This is a genomic window from Halobellus sp. GM3 (genome assembly GCF_052545375.1).
Map to the genome: position 1 here is coordinate 139,049 of NZ_JBQWLT010000008.1, position 20,139 is coordinate 159,187.

Genomic DNA, 20,139 nt, shown 5'->3' on the forward strand with positions numbered 1-20,139 from the left:
GTTCGGAAAGGTCTCGGGCTGACCTGGCGTGGGATGATGCTGAAAGCCGAACAGCGACTTCTCGCTGCTGAACGAACGTGGCCGCCGGCACTCCGAACCCAGCATGTGGTTTCGGCCCCTGATCAATCGGACGCCGATATCGAAGCGGAACGCGACGTTGAGGCCGATACCGAAGCCGAAGCAGAGAGTGACAGTGACTCCGAGATTGACGAGGTGGCGAAATGAGCCAGGACGTACCGGTGGCATCTAATCTTCTCGCCTCGAAAATGTTCGGTGTCTCGGCCCGCAAATTGGCCGAATCGATGGGGCCGCCCCTTATTCTCCCGCTTATACTCTACACTATCGGTCTCCCGCTGCTGGTGACGCTCCCGTTGGTGTTCGTCGGATTCCTCGTGGGACTGTTCATCTATAGCCGCACTCCGCCGGGACAGCGCCCTCTGCAATATGCAGCAGCGATGGCACGGCACCTGCGTGGGCGAACGGATTACGTCTGGAAGCCTCCGGAGCCTAACAAGGACGATCTCGCGTATCATGAACCCTTTGAGGCGTGGATCACGCGACGCCCAAAGCCAGTTGTCGCCGATGCTGACGGAGTTCGTGATGATGCTGACGAGATAGGTGCGGAGACGGAGACGGACGAACCAACGGACTCGGACGACGGCCTTGACACGGATTGGCCGATCGCGACGTATGGAGGACAAACAAATGACTGAATACGAAGACGCCGGTTCGACGCTGGACCTCATGGATTTCAAGAATGTCCGTGACGGCGGCGTCGTGGAAACGCCTACCACCTATGCGATGGTGATGCAGATACAGCCTCGAGACTGGCTAATCCTCTCTGAAGAACGCAAAGAAAGCCTCTATCTATCGTTCTTGACGTTCCTGCGCGGGGTTCAGTTTCCAACACAGATCCTCTCGATGACGACGGCATACGATCCCGAACCCTACCTCAAGCAGTTTGAGGGAGCCGAAAATATGCTCATCAACTCGGGCGACGACGAGGAAGATGTTGACCCGTTGGATGAGTCGCCGCTGCTCGACTACGGCCGAAAGTACCACACTGAGTGGCTCCGGGGCGTCGTCGATGTCGCGGAAATTCGTGACCGCGACTTCTACTTCGCGGTTGCAGTCGCTAAAGATGAGGAGGCTGACGATGGCCTCAAGGCCCAGATCCAGTCGTTGATGCCTAGCGGGAACGACGTTGAGGTCGACGACGAAGCCAAGTATATCGAGGAAGTGAAAGCCCGCGCCCAGCGTGTGGCGTCGAAGCTCCCCCAGACGCAGGTGGAAGCCGAGATTCTGGACACTCGCCCGGCTGTCCTTGAGGTCCTCTACGAAGTCTATCACGGAGAGAAGCCACCTATCTCGTTCGAGCAAGGTAGCTTCTCACTCCCGGCCGATAGGGCACAGGAGGTCGCCAACGCAGCCTATACTCCCGAAGAAGCGGCACAGGCCGAGGCGAATGAGGATGGTGACTACGAGTTCGATCGCGCTTCCGACGGACATCCCGAAATCGAACCCGAACCAGATTCCGAATTTGATTCCGACCCGCTGGCGGCGGTTGGTGATGGTGGGTACGCACACCCGGACTCCGTTGAGCGCGTCGCAGAATCGCGTATCCTGAGCTGGTACGCTCGTAATATCGGGCCTATTGGACACGGATCACTCCCAGTCGTCCCGCGAGCGGTCTACGCGGGTGTGTTTCTGGGCCTCCTAAGCCTCATACTCAGTGTGGGGGCGTTCGCCACGTTCATCTGGTCGATGAATATCGCCGAACGCGGTACGGACATCTACTGGCTGGCTCGGACCGTGTCGTTCGCGACGGCTGCGGCGAGTCTGCCTGGATTCGTGCTGAGTCTTGTCGTATTGTTCCCTTCGGAGCGAAGAACGAAGGGACTCGCAGTGGCCGGCCTCGCAGCGGCAGGCTATGCACTCACTATGTTCCTTGGAGCGTATCCCCAAGACTGGGACTCAAATCCCGCTGTGACCACGTTCACGCTTGAGGTGTACGCGGTGGGCATCTTCGCGCTGCTCATCGCTGTCGTCCTCGCGGTACGTTCGCGACAAAAGGTGGACCTCTCGAACCTAGTAGTCGCTTCTGACCCCGACGCGTCTGATGTGGCGACCGACGGCGGGGGCGCAGGCATTCCTTCCATCCCCGTCGATGACACTGACGATGAAGACGCTGGCGTTGACCTCGATGAGTGTCGTGACACTGACATCGGTGTTGTCGAGGTCGACACCGACGGCGTCGATATAGAGGGCCCCGATGCTGATACTGGCGCTGACACCACGGACCCCGGGACGACTGAAAATGAATCTGAGGTTACAAAATGAATCCCCTTGAGAAACTCCTCGGAAAGAACGAACCCGAGGAAGACGAGCCTGAACGTATTCCGATCGACGATCTCTCCGGCAAGGAAACCCAGGTCGCACTCGAATACCTAGAACTCCTCGATCGGGAAGCTACCCGGAAGAACATCGAGTGGGCGGCCTACCAGCTCCAGGCCGAAGAAGTTCCGCTTGTCTCTCCTACGGAATCCCTCGAAGAGCGAGAGACGCTTGATAAGAAGCTGGTCGCACCGCGAGCAATGGAGCGCCACCCTGAGTTCCAAGTCCGTGAAGAGAAGGTCACGCAAATCATGACCGTCACGGCCTTCCCTCGGAAAGTCAACCTCGGGTGGCTCGTACCGCTTACTATCGCGGACGTAAACCTCCGCCTCTCGCTGCACATTACACCACGAGATCCGGCAAAGACACGTAAACAGCTCCAGCGCCGCTACACGCAGACCACGACGGCGCTCACGCTCAAGTCCCGAAAGGGTCGGACGGACACCCACCAAGAGGAATTGGAGCGCGAGGACCTCCTACGGATTCTTCAAGACGTGATTCGCGGGACAACGAAGGTCTTTGACATCGCCATCTACATGGAACTTGCCGCGGACTCGCACGAGAAACTCGACGAGATGCGCGAGCGCGTTGACACCATTCTCGCGGAACAGGACGTCGAGACAACGGTACTGCACCACCAACAGATCGAGGGTAATGGGACTATTGTCCCTCTCGCGACGGACACAATCAAGAACGTCCACCCCATCCAGCTCGAGGCGCTTGGGACGCTGTTCAACCTCGTCGAGCCGCCGATCTACGACGAAGACGGCATCATGATGGGCTTCGACGACACATCGCGCCCAGTAATCCTCGACCGCTACGCCCACTCCGGATTCGGGATGACCATCTCGGGGAAAACTGGCTCTGGGAAGTCCTACGCTAGGAAACTCGAAATCTACCGCCGACTGCTGACCGACCCCACGGTGCAGTGCATCTTGTTCGACCCGGCGGGTGATGACTATCCACAGTTCGCGAAGAAACTGGGTGGTGAGGTCATCCGCTTTGGTGGGTCGCAGAAAGTCAATCCGATGGACATCTCAGCACCCACGGGTGAGATTGGAGCGTCCGAGGACACCTACCCTCTCACGGTGCGTTCCGTGGTAGAGATGCTGAACACCCACTACGAAGACCGTGGCGGGCTCCCTGCTGCGGAAGAGGGGATGCTCATCCAAGCGACGCACTACGCCTACCTCTCGAAGGGGATCATCCTTGGCGAGTACGACACCTACGCGAACGAATCACCCATCATCGACGATCTCATCAAGGGTGTGAAAATCATCACAGAAGGGGGTTTCATGGAGGCGCTCGAATCGGACCTCGTCGACGGGGCGGTGCTCGAGCACTTCCAAGAGTTGGACATTCTCGACGAGGACGGCAACCCAGTCACGGAGACGCACATTTCTGTGCCGATGGCAGTAATCACGCCCTCGAAGAAGCACCAGGAGGTCGCGAAGGCGCTGGAACCAAAGTTCGAGTCGTTCAAGCCAGGTGGTATCAACGCGAACCTGAACGGCCAAACAAACCTCGAACTGAACTCGCGTCTCGTCGTGATGGACATGAGTTCGTTTGCCGATACAGGCGAGATGCCGCTGATCCTCCATGCGATGCTCCAGTGGGCGTACCTCGAGGCCAAACGGTCGCCAGATCGCTTCGACGTGACCTTCGATGAGGCCCACTACCTACTGGGGCGTGAATCGACGCGGGATCTAATCAATCTCTTCATCAGGCACGCACGCCACTACGACGCGGGCCTCACCCTGATGAGTCAGACGGCTCACGAGTTCATGCGGACGGACGCTCGCCGCGAAATCTATGAGAACTGCGACATCAAGCTCTTGTTCTATGCACAGTCTGTGTCGGACGCGACGAAGGAGTACTTCGATCTTTCTCCGGCTGAGGTGAAGTACCTCCAATCGGCTCCACGTGGACAGGAGTCCGGATACTCCGGATGTTTGCTGTCGACGACAAAGCACGGGCGCCGCCGTCTCGAGATCCATTCCGGTGACTTCGAGCACTACATGATCGACGACAATCTCGACCCGTGGGACTACATTGAGGAAATCGAGGGACCGATGCGCTCCGGTGAAGCTGATTCCAATGCGGAGCCCGATTTCGAGACGTCCGAAATGCCTCCGGTGTCGAATCGGGAGCTGGACATGGAACTGTCGAGTGCGTTCGCAGAAGACAGAACGACGCAGGAACAGTCCGAGAGTATCGCTGACGACGACACGACGAAATCCTTGACATCCGGCTCTGGTGACCGTTAATGGCGATGGCGATACCGGTCGAACCGCTCCTGCTGATGACGTTCGTCCCCCTCCAACTCGGGCTGGGTGACCTTCCTGAGGCGATAGCGGAGGCGCTCTTTGGGTGGATCGCGGACACGGCTGACGCGATTGCGACCGAACTATCGACGGCACTGACGGACGAACTCATCAAGGGTCTGCTGAAGGTCCCGAACCCGTATGACTCAGCGACGGCGGGCAACGCGTGGACTGGAATGTTCGAGATATCGCTCGTCTTGCTTCCGATAATGATCGCGCTCGCGCTCATCGCGTGGCCGTTCAGCGAAGACCGTGAATCCGGGTTGTTGGATCTCGTCGTCCGTGTCGTGATGATCTTGCTGTTTATTGGCATCTCCCAGCCTGCATGGGGGTTCGCGATTGATGCGACAAACGCTGTAACGGTTGCCATCTTGAACCTTGACCCGGGTAGTGGTGTCAATTATGGGTACGAGAACGGGCTTGTTGGAGCTTCCACCACATTCGGTGTGTGGGTGCTGAAGTTCATCGTCTCGATAGTCGCCGCGATTCTCGCAATCCTGGCACTGTTACTGTCGATATTCTTCCTGCTCCTGCGCTGGTTCATGATCTGGATGGCCTACATCGGGACTCCGTTCTTCGCGGTTGTCTGGTTCGCAGGGCGCGGCCCGCTGAAGTCCGTTGGCAGCGTTGGCGCGACGTTCATGCGGATGGGTGTGTTTTCCCTGTTAGCCGGCCCTGTAATCGCCGTTATTGTGCTGACGTTCCAGGTCATTGAGCATGGCGCGATTCTCCAGACCGCAAAGAGTGGCATTATTGGGAATATTGGCCTTGTGTTCGCTGAACTCGCGCTAATGCTTCTCTTCCCAGTCCTGCTCATCGTGACGATCTGGAAGCTCATTTCGTGGGCCGGCCAGCCCATTGGGGCTGGTGAAGCCGCTTCGGTCGCGACATTGGCTGTCACGGCGGCTGTCGGTGGCGCCGTTGTCGGTGCAGCAGGCGGCAGTGCGTCCGCGGCTGGCAGTGCAGCAGGCGGTAGCGGCGGTAGTGGCGCGGCAGCCGGTGGAACTGCTGGTGGTGCATCAGGCAGTAGCGCGTCTGCGTCTGCCTCGAGTGCAGGTGCCGGAGGCGCCGGAAGTGCGAACGTGGGTGCAGGTGGGTCGGGCTTAGCAAGTCGGATGACGACCAGGGCGAAGGGTGCGGTAGGAAAAGCGAAGAACGTCGCGGGCAAGAAGGCAGCTCAGCGTTCCAGATATGCTGGGACAACCCAGAAGCTCAATAAGGCGAAGTCCTCCCTGAACGCGGCGCAACAGGATGAACAAGCGGCCGGTTCGCAGGCCAAGTTCATCCAGAACTCGATGGCGTCGCGCGACATGGATATGGCCGAGGCGAAAGAGCAGAGATTCCTTGACGCCGAGCCCGTCGAAGGACAGACGCCGAAATTCAAGACCGACCCCGACACGAATGACGTGAAGATGAGTTACGTGGGCACGGACGGGGCCCCTCGGGCCGTTAACCTCACACAAAAGTACAAGTCTGCGAAGGCTGAGCAGCGCGATGCCGGTCAGCGTGTTGAGGAAGCACAGTCGCAGGTCGACGCGACGTCAGTCCGGAAGCGCCGAGCCGACATGGGTAAGACTGTGGGCAAAGCTGGCGTCAAGGCCGGGGCGTTCACGACGAGGACCGGCGTGGCCGCAATGACTGGTGGTGTCGGTGGGAACTCGTATCTCGCACACTCTATGGGTCGTCGGTCATCCCAGCCGATGATCACTTCGGAGTTCGGCCGGGCATCTGGCGGGAAGGCGTCCAAGCCCAACGAAATGGGTGATGAAGGTAACAACGACGACGGCGGAGGGCTGTAGCTTTAGCCCGCCGCTAGTTGTTTTGGAATGGACGTGTAGGAGTAAGCGACTTTGTCTTCGTGTTCGAACCGTTCGGGTGTCTTAGACCCTTGTAAACAGCCTGCTGACGATCTGCTGATCGCACGTAGGCTTATATACCATCACGAGATATAATACGTGAGTCACTCTGTTCGACTGTGAATTTCACGCGGTTCACAGGTGTCTTCGCTCGAAAAAACGCCGAATCAACAACCGACCGCCCCACCCAAACAACGCAAGACATCGCCGAAATCAACACATGTCACTATCAGCTGCCACAACTACCTACATCGCTGCCGACGTCGTCTACGGATACGTCCGAAAGCGTGACGGCTTTCCCACCTACGGTCGGCGTGGCCGCCTCATCGAAGCCTCGCTCATCGCGGCTGTCGTAATGGGCTGGGCGTGGGCGGTCGCACCACTCGTCCTCGATCCCTTTTGGACGGGCGTCGCGGGACTTGCGGTGTACGGCCTGCTGTTCATCCCCGGATTCGCCGCCCTTTGGCTCCTCAAGCGACCACTGTACCTCCCGCTCGGGGTGAGTGGACTGCTGTTTTTCGTCTTAGCGCTCTTGCTCGTTGGGGTGAACGCTTTCCTCCCGAGCACGTCCGGCGACGCCTACTCGGACGCGCTCACGGTTCCGCTTATTACGGGGAATGTACTCGCCGTCATCGCCGGAACGTACGTTGCGACCACGCTGACGGACAAGCGGCGAAACGATCAGGAGAATGAGCGTGAGCGAGCACGAATCCCCTCCGGTCCAACTTCTCCCTCCTCGACCTGGAACACGAACATGGACAGGGATCCCAGTCCAAGCAGTCACGAGGTGAACGATGCTGTCGTCGCCCAGGACGTGTCTACCGACGGAACGCCGGGGACTCATTCCTCGACCGAGAGTAGCCCGTCCGAGGTACAGTTACGGAACCTGACGTACGACTGGCAGCACCCGCCGCAGCGATTCACCGACATCGGCGGCTACGATGACGTGAAAGCCGATCTCGAACGCCGTGTCCTCGAACCCCTCCTGGCGCATCGCGATGGGGATGACCGCTTCTCGCGGTTCAGTGTCGAGCCTGAGAGCGGCATCATGCTGTATGGTCCGCCGGGAACGGGAAAGACGATGTTCGCGAGAGCGCTTGCTGGCGAACTCACTGTCCCGTTCGTCGAGCTCTCTCCAGCGGACGTGACGTCGATGTGGATCAACGAGAGCAGTGACCGGGTCAAGACGCTGTTTGACGAGGCAAAACAGATTGGGCCGTGTGTCATCTTCCTCGACGAAGCCGAACATCTGTTCGGAGCGCGCGAATACTCAGGGAAGGGTTCGCATGCTGAGGACCGGAAGGTGACCAGCGAATTTCTCGCGCAGCTCACTCACGAGGACCGTGAGGCTATCGTGGTTGCGGCGACGAACCGACCGGGTGATATCGACCGGGCGATCCTTCGACCGGGACGGTTGGCTGCACACTTTGAGATTGGCCTCCCGGACGAGGAAGCCCGTACCGCCATCCTCCGGACGCATTTGACCGATGTGCCGTCGTCGCTCTCGGATGCCGAGTACGCGAATCTCGCGACGCATACGGCTGGGATGACGGGAGCGGATCTCGCTGACCTCGTCGACGAGGCCCGACGGAACGCGGCTGACCGCGATGCTCGCGTTTTGACTCGTGACGACTTCCCATCGACTGAGGACCTCCAAGTAATAGCGACAGAGCTGGAACCCGAGACGGACGATCTCCCGACCGTCGACGACGGAGATAACGACGAGGACGACCCTCGAGATCCGGATGCCGCCGTCCGTTCGAAGGCAGATGATGACAGCGGGTCCGACGACTCGGCCATCGGCTACCAGTAGAAGCGCTTCTTACCTATCGGTCCTCTCCACTTCATCCCGTACTGCCCGGACCTCACAGCGCGAACGTGACATCGCTAATTCCCCTACGTTACGCTTCGTATTGTAGTCGTACAGATTGTTACGTAGGACAGCAGTGACGCACTCATTCCCCCTCGCGGTGCTGTGTATCGAGCGGTTGCGGTAGAGGGTCGACCTGTTCTCGACTGCGAGACGGCAGTCGAAGGTGGGACACCCCGCTATCGAAGTGTATTCTGCATCTACATTCACACCTCCATCCGTGTCTGGACGTTGTTTCAGTTGGTGGCGACACGCCGGTAAGGTGACGTGTTGAAGAGTGGCGGGATTCCGGGGGTATCGGCCCAAAAAACAGCGCTGACACCCAAATTTGCTGGATTTATTTATACTACCAGAAAGCGTAGTTCAGGCCGTAGATCATATGAGCCCCCTCCGAGAAGACGCGCAGTCACTCCATGAGCAGTTGGCTCCCCATCTGCCGGATGACTGCGTTGATGAGTATGACGTCGACGCGCTCGCGACGCTCTTCGACTCCTACGTCAACACGTATCGAGTGCCGAGGACCCAGGCGTTCGAGAGTGTTCGAGGCCACGTTCTCAAAGAGGTGGGCATCGACACTGACGCGTTCTGGGCGGCTCAACGCGATAGTGAACGGGGAACGACCGACGATCCTCTCCCTCTTGCTGAGTGTACCACCGATAACGAGTGGGTCACAATTCGCGCGAAGGTCGTCGAACTCTGGGAACCGAAGCACGAGTCTATCCACCAGGTCGGCCTCATCGGCGATGAGAGCGGACGGCTCAAGTTTACCGCGTGGGCAAAGTCGGACCCACCAGACATCGAGGAAGACACGACCTACACGTTCAAAGACGTCGTCGTTGAGGAGTACGAAGGCTCCTATTCGGTGAAAATCAACTCGCGTAGCGAGATTATCGAGCACGCGCATGATAGCGCGGAAGTCGTGACAGATGTCGGGACGATGATCACGACGCACGAGGGATTCTTTGTCGCTATCCAGGGGCAGTCTGGACTCATCAAGCGGTGCTCGGCTTCCGATTGCACTCGCGTCGTCACGGGCGGTGAGTGCAGCGAACACGGCGCCGTCGACGGCGAGTTCGACCTGCGTATCAAAGCGGTCATCGACGATGGGCACACGGCCCAGGAATGCCTGTTCACTCATGGCGTCACTGAGGAGGTCACGGGGATCGACTTGGAGGAGGCCAAGGAGCTGGCGGCCGACGCGCTGGATTTCACCGTCGTCTCCGACCGCTTCACTGACATTCTGATCGGGCGGCGTTTCACCGTCGAAGGCCCCCTGCTCGGGCGGTATCTCCTGGTCGAGGAAGTCGAAGAAACACTGGAGAGGGCGTTCTCGAATGGCTACCAGGAGGCAGTCGTGGAACTGCTCGCAGAACACAACTACGATGGGCCGGGGCTCACAGCTGCGTCCATCGAGGATCTCCCGCGCTCGTATGATGCACACGCGGGCGGTCTTGGAGGCGACTGAAAAGATGGCAACAAGCGACTCTCAATCACAGCAGGGGACGACTGTCCCAGACCGCGAGGTGGCGAAGCACGTCTTTGCCGCCGAGCTGAACGAAGCGACATACACGTTCAAGACCTCACAAGACGAGCGTGCCCCGGTTTACGTTGCACTCCCTACCGGAGTGCGAGCGAACCGAGTGTGTGTCATGGGAACTGTCACGGACGTCGAGGATGTCGGAACCGACGACCAGGAGTACCTTCGAGTGCGTGTCGTCGACCCGACTGGGACGTTCTGGGTGTACGCCGGGCAGTACCAGCATGAGGCACTCAAGAACTTAAAGAAGATTCAGCCACCCGAGTTCCTCGCGGTCATCGGCAAGCCCCGGACGTACAAGACCGACGACGGAGCGATTAATGTCTCACTTGTCCCCGAGGACGTCGGTGTCGTCGACATCAGTACGCGCGATATCTGGGTATTCGAGGCAGCGCGGCGAACACTCGAGCGTGTCGAGTCGGCGCGGGAGACCTCCCCGAAGGTAGCCGCACTCGCTCGCGAACAGTACGGCCATGATGGGTCGTACTTCGCGCATGTCGCGGCGTTCGCGCTCCAGAACCTCCTCGATGGTGACGAATCTGCGACGGAGCTCGACGCGGAGACGATCGAGGAGCGTCTTGAGGAAGCCGAAGCCAAGGGTGACGACGTCGACGGCGAAGAGCTGGAACGGGAAACATTGATCGAGGACTAACGAGTGATGTTTGGGCGTAGTTCCGGAATCAACTCGAAATACGACGATCCCAGCAGTCACGACGAGAAGTATCCGCCTGACTGGGACGCTCGCCGGAAGGCCGTCTACGAACGCGATAACTACACGTGTCAAGAGTGTGGGCGACGGAGTGGACCTCACGCCGGCGACGGCGGGGCGACTCTCCACGCGCACCACCTAATCTCACTCCGTGACGGCGGGTGGCATCATCTGGCGAACCTCGTGACGGTCTGTCAGTACTGTCACGACGGTATCCACGGCCACCCGACCGGGAGTCAGTACGATGAGGGCGAACACAATGCCCTGCGGGTCCTCCGAGTAGTCGGCAGAGTGGCTCTCCGCATTCTCAGGCGTGTGATTCGGTAGTCATGGGCGGATGAGTCTGTCTCCGCTCACCTACCTGGTCAAATCAGATTAGTTGTGCCTGATCGCGCCGGGGATCGGCGCCGAGTACGGCCCCGGTTCTTCCATCACGAGGTCGTCGTGGGGCGCTGCACGGACGGCGAGTGTCGGACTGGGGACAGAGTCAATCGTATGCATGAATCCGGGTTCACTGCTGTAGATGCTGAACGCATCGATGGCGACTCTGACGAGTTCAGCGCGAACGGCATCGGTGTCGACGCCAGCGATGAGCTTCTCCTCGGGCCCAGGTTCGGAGCCGGTGGGGACGACCTCGATTCGGATGTCTTCCACTGGCGGTTGCGACGGCTCGGCCCACGGTGTGAGTGTGTAACGGTCAACTGGCCCGACAAATTCGGGGATGGCGTATCCCAGTGCATCCTCGAGGAGCGTTCGCACGTACGGTCCGCTTAGGAAGAGAATGTCGTCGAAGTGGGCGGGGCCGCGACCGGCTGACGGATTGCCCACGTCGGCGTTGTCAATCGCTTCGAGTTCGGAGCCGACCGGTTCGTCATCGTCGCCATCACTCGGGCTGTAGCCTTGCACATCGAGGTACTTCGAGCGGTCTGCCTGTCCGATGAGCTGGCGTGTGAGGAAGTTCCCGTTGTGTGCGGCTGAGAGCGCGAGCTGGAGTTCGTCAAGGGCACGGACAGAGAGGGGAAGGTATTCGGGCGGGAGGCCTCGCTGCCCGACTGCGGCGTGGAGCGCGGAGACGGAGACCGGCGAGTACTTCGGTTCGCTGGAGGGTGCGTCTGGGGCGGTGTCGAATGGAGACTCGTTCCCACTGGAGGGTGCAGTCATTTCTGTTCTACACGCATCCCTTCCTTCGTCTTGGTATATAAATCAGAGCACGGGGTTCGACCATTCACAGTCTTGGGTCCCCTTTCGATGGGCCGACTCACTGAATGGATCTCTTCTAGTTGCCCCTCTACGAGAGAAACATTCGGACGGTACGTTTGATAACGTCAGCAAATATGCCTGCTAATCTGTTGATGGCAGCTGTGATAACCAGTCTAGGACAGTCTGCTCAGCATCATCGATCTCTGATATGGAATTCGTCCCACCTAGTAGATTATTCACCCCTTCACTCGTTACTGCGGGCTCTATAACAGCTGTCTGTTTTGCATCAGCTACCCGGCTACTTCGAGTAACTGACGACCCACTTTCTCCATGCCGGCCACAGACGAACTCCAGGCTATCAACCTCTTCAGGAGCGGCTTCTCGGACGAGCGCCTCAAATAGCGGATCTCCAGGTAGCAGCAGTCGAACTGACGGATACTTCTCAGCAATTTCTGGCTTGAACGTCACTACAACACCGCTGCCACCGCCAAGTTGCGCTTGAGCCGTCTCTCCGAGGGACTCCGGCATTGCTACCGCTCCCTTTTCTGGCAACTCCAGCACGTACGCGTCATCGACGATATCTTCGAAATCGTCGGCGCGGGTATGATTGCGTAAGGCAGTAAACGACCACTCAGTCTCTTCGAGCCGATCACTTTGCGTAATCTGTGTCTCGATCGTTTCCAAACTCACCAACGGCTCATATGACCGATCACCGGTACCGATCTCATCGAACGCCGGATAGCAATATGGTTCCCACCCGTCAAGTCCTGAACTCTCGATGATCGCTTCTCGTGTCGACCCCTCACCGGGCTGCCTCGCTAGGCCGGTCTCCTCAGCTTTCTCTTGCGCCTGTTTTGCCCGTGAGTCTGCTTCTTCAACGACTTGCTCACTGGGCTCTTTGGCTCCCTCTGAGTCTGAACTACCCATTACGGCCTCTTTGATGTCCTGCTCGATGCTGTTCAGTACCGGACGCATCGGCCCAACCACGTTCTCGAACAACTGCAACCGCCCCTCAAGTTCCTCGTAGATGTCGCCGTCGATGCTGTCCTTGTAGGCGTAGTTGATGATCTTCACGACCTCGTTCTTCTGGCCAATACGGTCGATTCGACCGATGCGTTGTTCAACCCGCATCGGATTCCACGGCAAATCGAAATTGATCAGCGCATCCGCAGTTTGGAGGTTCAGCCCCTCACTCGCGCTGTCTGTACAGATCAGGATATTGGTATCCCCGTCAGTGAAATCGCGCTTGATCGCCTCTTTACCGACGTTCACCCACTCTCCGGTTGTTTCGTCGTACTGCATCCCGCCGCCACCACTGTACGTACCGACGTTTGGATGCGTGTCTGTCAGCGTCTCACGGATATGCTCGAGGGTGTCGTGATACTGCGTGAAGATGATAATGTTATCACGGGCGCTCTGACGGAGTGAGCGAATGTCGCGGCGCAGTTGCGCTACCTTCGGGTCGGTGTGGGCTTGCCTGAGATCGTCCACGAACTCTTGGAGGGCCGTCCGCTCCGCCTGAATCACGTCGGCGGCACCACGACTACTCGGCTGATAGGCGTCGAGGGACGCTTGGCCGATCGCCTCGTCGATGGTCGCCTCCGTCACTCCGGCGTCCCTACTAAGCTCGGAGACTTCCTCGGTCATGTCCTCAACCTTCTCGTCGAGTTTCTCCATCCGGCGCTGGAGGCTTTGCTTGATGGCGTGGAGACTGCTCGTCAGGCGTTGACGATACGTGGTCATCACGAAGCCCAACGCGAGCTTCTCCTTCCCCGTCAGGACTTTCTGCGATTGCTTATACGTCTCATCAATATACTGCTCTACCTGATCGTACAGCGGGGCTGCGTCACCCAGCTCGATACGTTTTGTCTCGACATCCCGAGTCGGAACCGTATCGTCGAGGAGCCCCAGATCCTGACACTGCTCCAAGACCGCTCGAGTATTCCGGAAGATGCGGGACTGAACCGGTGTCGCCCACTGAGAAGCTTCCACAAGTGCGCTCCACTCCGTTGGCCCACAGTCGAAAATGAGCGAGCGAGGATCGTCAAAGCGAGGTGAGGTTTCGCGCACGCCGACGAGTTTCTCGAGGGCTTTCCGCTGTTGAATTGACTCCGTGTCCGTCGCCTCGACTAGCGCCTTCGCCTGCTCGTCGTAGCCGGGATTCGACGTGAGATGTTCGTGAATGAGTTTCCCGAACCGTTCAATTCTCGGTCGGCCTTCGTCCTCCTCCAGATCGAGCTCTTTCTGGAACTGTTGGAGAACCTGTTGCTGTCCATCAGCTATATTCTGATACCGAGAGCCGACGGAACTGAGACTATCTTCGAGTGCTTGCCGTGTTTCGAAGAACTCGACGAATCGGTCCTTGTCGTTCCAACCCTCTGGGAGATCACATAGTCGAAGGAGATCGTAGAGCTCGCCAACATTCAGCTGCATGGGCGTCGCCGTGAGAGCGTAGAGACACCGGGAGGCCTCTTCGGCCTGTCCGAGCAGGTCGTAGAGTTTCGTCTCCTCGCGAGCACTGTGTGCCTCGTCGACGACCGTGAGATCCCACACACTCTCGTCGGTGCGTGGAGCGACGTGTTCCTGATTACCCTCGCGGCGGGCGGTATGCCACGACTCGATTACGACGGTTGGCTCATCCCTCTCCGTAACGAACGAACCAATCGGCGTGTTCTCCCAGGCATCGGCGTCGACCGCTCCGGATGTGGGGATGCGGTGATCCTCTGTGTCTCCGAGAGGACCGATCATGTAATCGCCGTCGTAGGATCGTTCGTGATAGTAGGCGTGAATATTGAAGCGGTCGAGGAGTTCGTTCTGCCACTGCTGTACCAACCCTGCAGGAACCAGAAACAGCGCCTGCTCAGCTTCCCCGACCTGCATCAGCCGTGAGAGGGTCAGGCCTGCTTCGATGGTTTTGCCGAGCCCCACCTCGTCACAGAACAGGAGGTTGTTCGGATAGATACTGACAGCGGTATCGGAGATCGTTCGTTGATGGGGCCAGGGCGTGACAGTACTGATTTCCTCTGCGAGATGGATTCCTCCCGGTGTTCGTCCGGCGACCGAGACGACGCCAGCGGTATCGTCTTCGGGCACCGTCGTCTGGGGGTCGTGATTCTGGACCCGCTCGACGTGTTCCTCGAGCGTTCCATCGGTGTCCTTCCAGTCGATGAGGTCCTGGCGTGCAGCTTCGTCGAGCTCGAAGACATCGACGGAGGGGTGGAAGCCGTTCCAGAGTGCGTTGAACGTCGAGACGTCTTCCTCGACGTACTTCGCTTCGCCGCGGCTCCAGGAGCGATGAACTTTGAAGCGTTCGTAGTTGTATTGCCACGCACTGAGCGTCTCGTTGATACTCCCCTCGAAGCTGATCTTGTTGCCCTCGCGATCGACACCGATGCCGAGCTTCGGGTGGAAGAGTCCGTCACCGCCTTTGGGGTCGCCGACCTTGATTTGGAGGTCGCCGCGGTCGAGGAGGGTCGCGATGATGGTGAGTTGGGACTCAACCCACGGTTCGAGGGGTTCATCTGCGTCAGGGAACATCGCTCCTTTCTCGCGCTTCTGGAGGTCGGCTCCAGCGATAACACGTACTGTTCCATCAGTCTCGAGGAGGGAGTCAACCCCTTCGAGAGCGTGCGCAAGACTACGCAGACTCAGATAGCCGGCGAGCCGGTCGTAGCGGATGACCTCGTTGAGGAATGGCCGGTAGAACGTCTCCATGAGCGTCCGGTTGGTCCGGAACTCGCTCTCGTACACCGGCTCCCACGAGACATCCCTGAGGGTCATTATTGGTGATCGCTGAGCTCGGTCTGCCCTTCTTTCGTCATATCGATATGACTGAGGTTGATGTCAAGGTAATCGCCGGTCTCACCAGAGACGAGGTTAACAAGGGTTTCACGCATATCAGATTCAGCGGGGAGCACTTCTAGTAGCGCGGTAACTGTCACCTCAAACTCCCGATTGGACTTGAGGTTTCGATCCGAGAGCCACTGCCAAGCTGCGCGCGCTCCCTCCCGCTCGTAGACGTGGATGGCTGAGTGGACAGCATCAATGTTGTAGGTAAACCGTGTGTCAGTCGGGTTTACCGGGTACTTCCGAGAGGACGGATTATCTGCGCTGTCGCTCTTCAGCATGACGATATCTTGAACACGATCAGTGTGGTCCTTTAGCTGGATGTCTTTGCCGCTCTTACCCCAGATTTTTGTTGAACGCTTGATGTTGTCAATATCGACGTTGGCAGCCACGCCCAGCTGTCGCGCCTCATCGTAGGGGATCGTGTCGTTCTCGTATATGAGCCAGGAGAGGATGTACCAGCGCGAAAGCGAGTCAATCTGTTCAATACCGTCCGTCTTGAGGAACCGCTCTGCGAGGACGCCAGTGACCGCCTCTCGGGCCTGACTCAGCGCCTCCCGGGGCCGGATCTCCTCGCCCTTCTTGTTCACGACGGGATACTCCTCGGCGTACTTCTGGAGCGTCGGGCCGTAGGCGGCGATGGCCGTGTCCGTCTTCGAGATGTTGTACCCTGAATCGAGGATTTCCTCGGCTTGGTCCCGGGCCGCCTGTCGGATGTCGTCCTGAACCTCCTCCCAGAGCGTCCGTGAAGGGGATTGGGCCTCCTCTTTCCGAGCGACGAGGAAGATGGAACTGTCGGCGCTGGCCTTGCCTTGGACGCCGATCCGGTCGGACATCTCCGTCTTGATGGGGTGGGTGGCGGTGATGGTGAACCCCGCACTGATGAGCGCAGAGGTGAGGGTGTCCCACGCGTCCATCTCCCGGTGGGTGAACATGACGGTCATCACGCCGCCGGGGCTGAGGAGTTCCTGCACTTCTGCGAAGATCTCCTCCATCTTGCTCTCGTAGTGTTGGTCTGCGAGATCGTCCTTCGACTGCTCGTCGTCGGCGATCTCCTCAAACCGGTACGGGTTCGCCACCGCTTCGTTGTCTTTGTCGGTGAGGTTCGATCCGTAAATCTCGGGGTGGACATCCTCCAGATACTCCTTCTGGATGACGTAGAACACGTCCGAGAGTTCCGCGTACATGATACTGCTGTAGTACGGCGGGTCCACGATTGCTGCATCCACACTCCCGGACTCGAATTTTGAACTAAGTTGGCCTGCGTCTCCGAAGGACAACTCTGCTGCTTCGGAGTGTGGGATATACGATACCAGAGTCTCATATGCGTCTATGACGTGCTCAGAGTGGTTTTTGTAACCCCTTCGAGGGGCGGACAAGTTGTTGTCAACAGACATTTTCTTGAGCACGAGATTGTTGTCCGTGAAAATGTGGCTCCCATAGCCCCGAGAATCTCTCCATTGATTCAAGCGGGTGTTATAGTTCATCGTCCGGCTTGCTGCGAGAGAAAGCACAGTTAGAATCGCGTCCGATTTCTCACCCTTGTATTCCTGACGGATCTCCGGCTTATACTGTTCAAAGGCCCGGTATAGCTCGTACTGAACGACGAGCTGTCGAGGGGTAAAGATGTCCCGCCACTCATCCATACCGTAATTACTCGGATCGCTAATCCGGCTACTCACATCGACAGGTTCGCTCAGGAAAGTGAGCAGGTCAAAGTCAGATTCGACTCTTTCGGCTGCCTTCTCCATCCCTTCCTCGTCACATGCACCACCAGCGCGGTATCCTCGCTCTCCAGTTGCGGTTTCGTAGTTTACCCCGTAGATGCTGAACTCGAAGTTACCTTCTTGAATTTTGCTCTGCACGCTCTCCTGCTCGTTCACTACGTCGCAGTGAGGGCATTCCGCACTCTCTCCGCGGAGTGGCCCCTCGTCCGGGTCGTAATCTTCCGGCGCAGCATTCATCCGAGAATAGCTGTACTCTACACTACCATCCTCGTACTGCGGAACGATCACGTCCCCACCGTCCGAGTCCTTGTTCAGCCACCATTTCGAGACGAGCGGGATCTCCCCTCCACAGGAGTCACACTGGATGATGTACGTGAGGGCGGAGTTCAGAATCTGCCGGTCCGGCTCCTCGGTCGGGAAGTACGGCTCGATGTTCTCCTTGGCCGTCTCGTGGATCTTGTCTCGCCACTCCCGGATATCCGGGTCGAGTGAGCCGACCTTCGGCGCATACTCCAATCCCGCTTTCAGGATGAGCGACGGGACGGGGTTCAGTTCGTTGGCCTTCGCCGGGAGGCCATAGCGGATCGCCTCGAAGGGGATGATGCCTCGGCCAGCAGTCGGGTCAAGGATCGTCGGTAACTCCCCGCCCCACGCCTCCCGGAGCGTTCCCTGCAGCTTCTCTATCTCCGCCTTCGTCGGGGACTGCGTGTTGGGGTTCGGATAGCCGTAGTGGTCGTCGAGGGTGCCGCTCCCCTTCTCCTCGGTGAACTTGTTCTCGACGAACTCTGCGAGACCGCTGTCGAGTTCCTTCGGCCCGATCTTCATCAGCCGGAGGAGTTCGTCGGAGTCGATCTCACCCGGATACACCGATGCGAGAACGGCGAGCCGGACTGCCGGCGTCGGCCGGGCGGCAAACCACTTGTGGAGGCTCCGGAGGGAGTGGTATCGCCCGGACTCCATGTCTTTCTGGCTCTCGATGTCGATTGCATTCAAGGGTAGCTTCGACTCGATGGCGACGGTATCTGGTACACCCTCTTCGTCGGTGAATGATTGCTCAGACATTGGTTTATTAGATATGATCGGCGAGTAAGACGCGAAGTGCTTTCGTACCGCTTGGGGAGGACGGTGAACGAGCCTTGGCGTGCCAGTAGTAGCATTCACCCAGACTCATCTGGTCGATTCCCTTTGCGACTTCACGGAGACGGTCTCGGCGTCGCATCGGCTTCATCGCACGGAACGCGATCGAAAGCCGAACACCGGCCGCTTCGGGGAGACTTACGCTTGCTGGATCTCCTGTACAGATGGTCTCGGGATCAAGACTCAGCTCACGGAAGGTGGATTCGATGAGGAAACTCACCTCGTTGAACGCCCCGCCGCGTAACGTCGCGATACGAATCGCACACCAGTCATCCCAATCGTACGCTGCGTCATCTGCTCCGGGGAGTTCGGACGGAGAACGGTCGCCGATAATGGCCTCCTCCAGTTCACGTACTGAGACGCTTACTGCTTTTTGCACTCTCTCGAACCGTTCTCGTCGAGCCGTCGCGATATCACGGGGCGCCAGCTCGTAGAGCGTGATTTCGTGCTGGTCGTCGACCCGTTCGCGCGTCAACACGAACGTCGGTCGATTCCCGTACGCGCCGGTAGTGAAGGCGAACGAATTCCCCTCGGCGATACCTTGACTCATACTTGGGTCACCTCGCTGGATTCAATCACACGGATTTGCGTGTGCATCGTGACGGTGAACGCATTGTCGACAGCGAGCAGTTCGTCGAGCGAATCGAACATTTCCGAATAAATTCGCTCGTCATCCTTTTTGAACTCGATGGCGAATTCTGCTTCGGCGGTTCGACCACCATCCGGGTTCGCGAGGTCCTCAGGTTCCATATTGAACCGGAGGTGATTCGCGAAGACGTCCGGGCGTCCCTCGAAATCGACTTCGAACTCCGATTTCGATTCAGCACCGTCGTTGGCTTCATAATCGAAGTCCATCGTGGTGTCTTCCGCGAAATCATCTGAGTTGCTGAGCTTGTTCGCGGTGAACCACGCACCTTTCCACGCATCAGCCCCGTCCAGATGGATCCAGACGCCTTCGACGATGGGCGTCAGTTCGTCAGGGTGTTCGTCGTACTCCTCGCGAGCGCTGGTAAGTTCGTCCGCGATGTCAGCCCGCATTTCCTGCAGGGCCCGAGAGACGTGTGCGGGCTCGGAGGTTCGAACTTCGATGAGTTTACTGAACGGCTCAGGTTCGTCATCGCCACCTGAACCGCCGCCGCTACTACCGCCAGTTTCCTCATCATCGCCGTCAGTAGTCTCGTCTTCTTGCTCATCGTCTTCGTCGGGTTCCTCCCAGTCGATTTCACTCCCGACGTCGTCGACCAGCTCATCGAGCGAGGTGTAGAGTGTGTGCGACTGCGAGAGCTTCACGTCCTGATAGCTGAGCCCCGCGTGCAGATTCTTCGCGTCGCCGAGTTCGTGATCGGTTGCTGTGAGCGCCGTCTCGGGCGTGTAGTACCCGGTCTTCTGCTCCTCGTCCCAGTAGGCGTACCCGTCTTCACGGACGAGCTGGGCGATCGTCTTTCGCAGTGGGATGGGTGACAGGAGAATCTCCGCATCCTGGCGTTTCCCGAACTGTTCTTCGATTGCTCTCGTCGTCATCGAGGTCGAGCCGACGTT

The 20,139-nt window shown here is 58.5% G+C and carries 13 protein-coding genes and 1 pseudogene; 9 read left to right on the top strand and 5 right to left on the bottom strand.

Features of this window, described 5'->3' with window-relative positions:
- The first annotated feature begins 36 nt into the window (after nt 1-36).
- The 9 genes from ACT3HL_RS13725 (at nt 37) to ACT3HL_RS13765 (ending at nt 11,017) form a co-directional block, all read left to right on the top strand.
- A complete protein-coding gene (locus ACT3HL_RS13725; RefSeq protein WP_199710303.1) occupies nt 37-225 on the top strand; it encodes a hypothetical protein in 189 nt (62 codons plus the stop codon).
- The gene (locus ACT3HL_RS13730) at nt 222-713 is read left to right on the top strand and encodes a hypothetical protein (RefSeq protein ID WP_251331496.1); all 492 of its coding nucleotides are present in this window, start codon (nt 222-224) and stop codon (nt 711-713) included. The genes ACT3HL_RS13725 and ACT3HL_RS13730 overlap by 4 nt, the downstream gene beginning before the upstream one ends.
- Nucleotides 706-2,340, top strand: coding sequence for a DUF7139 domain-containing protein (locus ACT3HL_RS13735; RefSeq protein WP_445087340.1), 1,635 nt, complete (start codon nt 706-708; stop codon nt 2,338-2,340). The genes ACT3HL_RS13730 and ACT3HL_RS13735 overlap by 8 nt, the downstream gene beginning before the upstream one ends.
- Entirely contained in the window at nt 2,337-4,661 is a 2,325-nt protein-coding gene (locus tag ACT3HL_RS13740) for a helicase HerA domain-containing protein (RefSeq protein ID WP_445087341.1), read from the top strand. The genes ACT3HL_RS13735 and ACT3HL_RS13740 overlap by 4 nt, the downstream gene beginning before the upstream one ends.
- A complete protein-coding gene (locus tag ACT3HL_RS13745) occupies nt 4,661-6,517 on the top strand; it encodes a hypothetical protein (protein ID WP_445087342.1) in 1,857 nt (618 codons plus the stop codon). Before ACT3HL_RS13740 ends, ACT3HL_RS13745 begins: the two co-directional genes overlap by 1 nt.
- A 277-nt stretch (nt 6,518-6,794) precedes the next feature.
- On the top strand, nt 6,795-8,387 hold the full coding sequence (locus ACT3HL_RS13750) for an AAA family ATPase (protein ID WP_445087343.1): 1,593 nt from the start codon (nt 6,795-6,797) through the stop codon (nt 8,385-8,387).
- Between the two features lie 436 nt (nt 8,388-8,823).
- Nucleotides 8,824-9,909: a replication factor A gene (locus ACT3HL_RS13755; protein WP_445087344.1), complete on the top strand. Its 1,086-nt coding sequence runs from the start codon at nt 8,824-8,826 to the stop codon at nt 9,907-9,909.
- The gene (locus ACT3HL_RS13760) at nt 9,875-10,633 is read left to right on the top strand and encodes an RPA family protein (protein WP_445087345.1); all 759 of its coding nucleotides are present in this window, start codon (nt 9,875-9,877) and stop codon (nt 10,631-10,633) included. The genes ACT3HL_RS13755 and ACT3HL_RS13760 overlap by 35 nt, the downstream gene beginning before the upstream one ends.
- Before the next feature lie 6 nt (nt 10,634-10,639).
- A complete protein-coding gene (locus ACT3HL_RS13765) occupies nt 10,640-11,017 on the top strand; it encodes an HNH endonuclease (protein WP_445087346.1) in 378 nt (125 codons plus the stop codon).
- A 48-nt stretch (nt 11,018-11,065) separates the two neighbouring features.
- Here ACT3HL_RS13765 and ACT3HL_RS13770 read toward each other — a convergent pair whose 3' ends face one another.
- From ACT3HL_RS13770 to ACT3HL_RS13790, 5 genes and pseudogenes are all read right to left on the bottom strand, one after another.
- The gene (locus ACT3HL_RS13770) at nt 11,066-11,851 is read right to left on the bottom strand and encodes a hypothetical protein (protein WP_445087347.1); all 786 of its coding nucleotides are present in this window, start codon (nt 11,849-11,851) and stop codon (nt 11,066-11,068) included.
- A 180-nt stretch (nt 11,852-12,031) separates the two neighbouring features.
- A complete protein-coding gene (locus ACT3HL_RS13775; protein ID WP_445087348.1) occupies nt 12,032-15,670 on the bottom strand; it encodes a helicase-related protein in 3,639 nt (1,212 codons plus the stop codon).
- Entirely contained in the window at nt 15,670-18,525 is a 2,856-nt protein-coding gene (locus ACT3HL_RS13780; RefSeq protein WP_445087349.1) for a DUF1156 domain-containing protein, read from the bottom strand. Before ACT3HL_RS13780 ends, ACT3HL_RS13775 begins: the two co-directional genes overlap by 1 nt.
- A gap of 7 nt (nt 18,526-18,532) precedes the next feature.
- Nucleotides 18,533-19,150: a DUF7680 family protein gene (locus ACT3HL_RS13785; protein WP_445087350.1), complete on the bottom strand. Its 618-nt coding sequence runs from the start codon at nt 19,148-19,150 to the stop codon at nt 18,533-18,535.
- Nucleotides 19,147-20,139 (bottom strand): annotated as a pseudogene (locus ACT3HL_RS13790) (ATP-binding protein); the annotation flags it as partial. The gene ACT3HL_RS13785 and the pseudogene ACT3HL_RS13790, both read right to left, overlap by 4 nt.